The sequence below is a fragment of the Vibrio sp. V42_P2S4T144 genome (genome assembly GCF_009904715.1).
Classification (GTDB): Bacteria; Pseudomonadota; Gammaproteobacteria; order Enterobacterales; family Vibrionaceae; genus Vibrio; species Vibrio alginolyticus.
Genome location: NZ_WXWS01000479.1, coordinates 1 through 4,178 on the forward strand (window position 1 = coordinate 1; position 4,178 = coordinate 4,178).

Genomic DNA, 4,178 nt, shown 5'->3' on the forward strand with positions numbered 1-4,178 from the left:
CAAGAATAACTTTGCCTGACATACCGCTGCGCATTACATCGAAGCCTTCTTGGAAGTCATCAATCTTGTAGTGGTGCGTGATGATTGGCGATAGATCCAGACCAGATTGGATCAGTGAAGCCATCTTGTACCAAGTTTCGAACATTTCGCGACCGTAGATACCTTTGATCACCAAGCCTTTGAAGATAACTTGGTTCCAGTCGATACCCATGTCTGACGGTGGAATACCGAGTAGTGCAATGCGACCACCGTGGTTCATTGTGGTTAGCATTGAGTTGAATGCTGCTGGGTTACCAGACATTTCTAGACCAACGTCGAAGCCTTCTGTCATGCCTAGCTCAGCCATTACGTCTTCTAGCTTCTCTTCAGCCACGTTTACTGCGCGTGTTACACCCATCTTACGAGCAAGTTCTAGACGGTATTCGTTCACGTCTGTGACCACTACGTGGCGAGCACCAACGTGCTTTGCTACTGCCGCTGCCATGATACCGATTGGGCCAGCACCTGTGATAAGCACGTCTTCGCCTACTAGGTCGAAAGAAAGTGCTGTGTGTACTGCGTTACCAAACGGGTCAAAGATAGACGCTAGATCGTCAGAGATGCCTTCAGGGATCTTGAACGCGTTGAACGCTGGGATCACTAGGTATTCTGCGAATGCACCTTCGCGGTTAACGCCCACACCAATCGTGTTACGACATAGGTGAGTACGGCCGCCACGACAGTTACGACAATGACCACACGTGATGTGACCTTCGCCAGATACGCGGTCACCGATTTCAAAGCCACGAACTTCCTGACCAATCGCAACCACTTCACCCACGTATTCGTGACCGACAACCATAGGCACTGGAATTGTCTTTTGTGACCATTCGTCCCAGTTGTAGATGTGTACGTCTGTACCACAGATAGCGGTTTTCTTAATTTTGATCAGAATGTCGTTATGGCCAACTTCAGGTTTATCAACCTCAGTCATCCAGATGCCTTCTTCAGGCTTTAGCTTTGATAATGCTTTAATTTTCATAATGTAACCTTAATTAAAGGCCCTATTATCTAAGGCCTAGAATCTTAAATAAGACCCATGTCCTTACCAACTTGGATGAACGCGTCGATTGCACGGTCTAGTTGCTCGCGAGAGTGCGCCGCAGACATTTGAGTACGGATACGCGCTTGACCTTTTGGTACTACAGGGAATGAGAAGCCGATTACGTAGATGCCTTTCTCCAGCGCACGCTCTGCAAATTCTGCTGCTACTTTTGCGTCGCCAAGCATGATTGGGATGATTGCGTGGTCAGCACCACCCATTGTGAAACCCGCGTCTTCCATACGAGTACGGAAGTGTGCTGCGTTTTCCCATAGACGATCACGTAGGTCACCGCTCTCTTCTAGTAGATCTAGAACGCGGATAGAAGCGCTTACGATTGCTGGTGCAACAGAGTTAGAGAATAGGTATGGACGAGAACGCTGACGTAGCCAGTCAATCACTTCCGCTTTACCAGATGTGTAACCGCCTGAAGCGCCGCCCATTGCTTTGCCTAGCGTACCAGTGATGATGTCGATACGGTCAACCACGTTGTGGTGCTCGTGCGTACCTGCACCTGTTTTGCCCATGAAGCCAACAGCGTGAGAGTCATCAACCATAGTCAACGCGCCGTACTTCTCTGCTAGGTCACAGATAGCCGGAAGGTTTGCTACTACGCCGTCCATTGAGAACACACCGTCCGTTACGATAAGAATGTGGCGAGCACCTGCTTCTTTCGCAGCGATCAGTTGTTGCTCTAGCTCTTCCATGTTGTTGTTTGAGTAGCGGAAACGCATTGCTTTACATAGACGAACACCATCGATGATTGACGCGTGGTTTAAAGCGTCAGAGATGATTGCGTCTTCTTTGCCTAGAATAGTTTCAAATAGGCCCGCGTTTGCGTCGAAACATGATGTGTAAAGAATCGTATCTTCTTTACCTAGGAACTTAGAAAGCTTCTGCTCAAGCTCTTTGTGGATGTCTTGCGTACCACAGATAAAACGTACTGAAGCCATACCAAAGCCGTGCTCGTCCATGCCTGCTTTACCCGCTTCGATAAGTGCCGGGTGGTTGGCAAGGCCAAGGTAGTTGTTCGCACAGAAGTTTAGTACTTCTTCACCAGTAGAGATTTTAACAGCCGCTTGCTGTTGAGACGTAATGACACGCTCTGATTTGTAAAGGCCTTCCGCCTTTACTTCTTCGATTTGCTGCTGAATCTGTTGGTAGAATGCAGAAGACATTTGAAATTCCTTCCTAGTTATTTTGGCGAGTATTTACTCGTTTAGAATTAGGTTGAGCCTTTATGTGACGGGCGTCACGGGCTATCACTCATCAATTAATTGTAGTGTAATTCAAGGAAGGAGGAAGGATTATACCTTAAGGTGGAAAAGCATTAATGAATCCTAGGCACAAATTCGATTAATGCTTTTCTATGAGGTTGTTATAAAAGGAATTATAGCCAGGTAGGCTTAGCCAAAAGTGCTTCAAAGTCCTTAGCAGGTAATGGTCGACTATAGTGGAAACCTTGTCCGAACTCACAGTTTAGGTTTTTCAGGTAATCCACATGACGCTGTTCTTCGATGCCTTCTGCGACGATCTTAAGATCCAGCGCTTTTGCCATTGCTATGATTACGTTCACAAGCTCGCGGTCTGAGTCGTTCTCGAACATATTTTGCATAAAGCTACGATCAATTTTTAAGCGGTCGAACGGAAACTTCTGCAAGTAACTCAGCGCAGAATAACCAGTACCAAAATCATCAATAGTAAGTTTGGTGCCTAACGCTCGTAAGTTATTAAGCATGTCTAATAGCTCAGAATCGTGATTGAAGAGGAGACTTTCTGTCACTTCAATATCGAACTTATCTGACGGAAGACCAGACTCCTCAAGGCTGTGTTTAATAAACGTAAGTAAGCGCTCGCAGTACCTAAATTGAACACTAGAAAAGTTTACAGAAACAAACAACGGAGTCAGACTCTGCCATTGTGCCGCTTGTCGACACGCTTGTTGAATAGCAAACTCACCAATTTGATGAATTAAACCATTTTTCTCTGCAATAGAGATAAACTCTTCAGGGTTTACGAATCCGTACTTGTCATCATTCCAACGCATTAGCGCTTCTGCCCCTACGATTTTACCACTACTCAGCTCAATAATTGGCTGATAATACAGCTCTAACAACTGATTGGAGATCGCACTTCTCAGACGATTTTCCAGATCTAAGTAGCGTTGCAAGTCTTGGTTCATATTATGGTTATAAAAACAAAAGCCATCACGCCCATCTTGTTTCGCCCGATACATTGCCATATCTGCACATGCAAGAAGCTGCTCAGCGTTGTCTCCATCATCCGGGAACACAGACATTCCGACGCTGCTACTCAAGAAGAATTCATGGTTGTTCCAAACAAACGGATCGTTAAACGCCGAAAGTACACTTGAAGCAACTCGCTTTGCAGTATCATTATCAGGCAAATCAGGGATGACGAGTAAAAACTCATCCCCACCAATTCTCGCCAATAAGTCTGTTTTTCTCGCGACTTGATACAGTCGCTGAGCACTGAGTTTAAGGATTTCATCCCCAACAAAGTGTCCCATTGAATCGTTAATCTGCTTAAAGTGGTCTAAGTCGATGAACATCACCAAAACTTTAGACCCACTACGCGATGCCCTAATTAACTCCAAAGCCAATCGCTCGGAACCATAACTACGATTAGGCAAATTAGTTAATGTGTCATATTTAGCTTGGAAGGCGAGTTCTTTTTCAGACGCTTTTCGGCGTTCAATTTCGTTCGTTAATTTTTTATTCTGTTGAGAAAGAATATCTTTACGCTTTTTTTCTTCCTCAAGCTTAATTTTCAATTCAATCCTATTATTGTTCGTGATGAATGCATAACATAAAGCAATGACGATCATAACGGCCAGAATACTCAAACCAATAATAAAGAGCCGTGATGTAAATATATCTCGTTCACTCAAAGGCTCGAACCACGCCATCAATTTGAAGTGATGTTTATCCACAGGCACTTCAAAGTAAATTTTTCCGTCTATAGCCTCAGAAACGAAATAGTTCTCATCCTTATTGTGAGAAGGTGTTTTATTTATGGTATCCCATACAACCATTTCCACGTCTTTTATTTTTAGCACCATTCGGCTATAACTATC

At 44.6% G+C, this 4,178-nt stretch carries 3 protein-coding genes; all 3 read right to left on the reverse strand.

The annotated features are described in order from the left end of the window. On the reverse strand, window positions 1-1,021 hold a 1,021-nt coding region (tdh, locus tag CAG68_RS15970; RefSeq protein WP_161441352.1), incomplete at its 3' end, for an L-threonine 3-dehydrogenase. Window positions 1,022-1,065: 44 nt separating this feature from the next. Beyond that, window positions 1,066-2,259: a glycine C-acetyltransferase gene (locus tag CAG68_RS15975; RefSeq protein ID WP_005375095.1), complete on the reverse strand. Its 1,194-nt coding sequence runs from the start codon at window positions 2,257-2,259 to the stop codon at window positions 1,066-1,068. Window positions 2,260-2,471: 212 nt separating this feature from the next. Next, on the reverse strand, window positions 2,472-4,178 hold a 1,707-nt coding region (locus tag CAG68_RS15980; protein WP_161441353.1), incomplete at its 5' end, for an EAL domain-containing protein.

Excerpts from the sequence above, each read along its gene's own strand:
- CAG68_RS15975 (WP_005375095.1), bottom strand. The coding sequence starts at position 2,259 with ATGTCTTCTGCATTCTACCAACAGATTCAGCAGCAAATCGAAGAAGTA.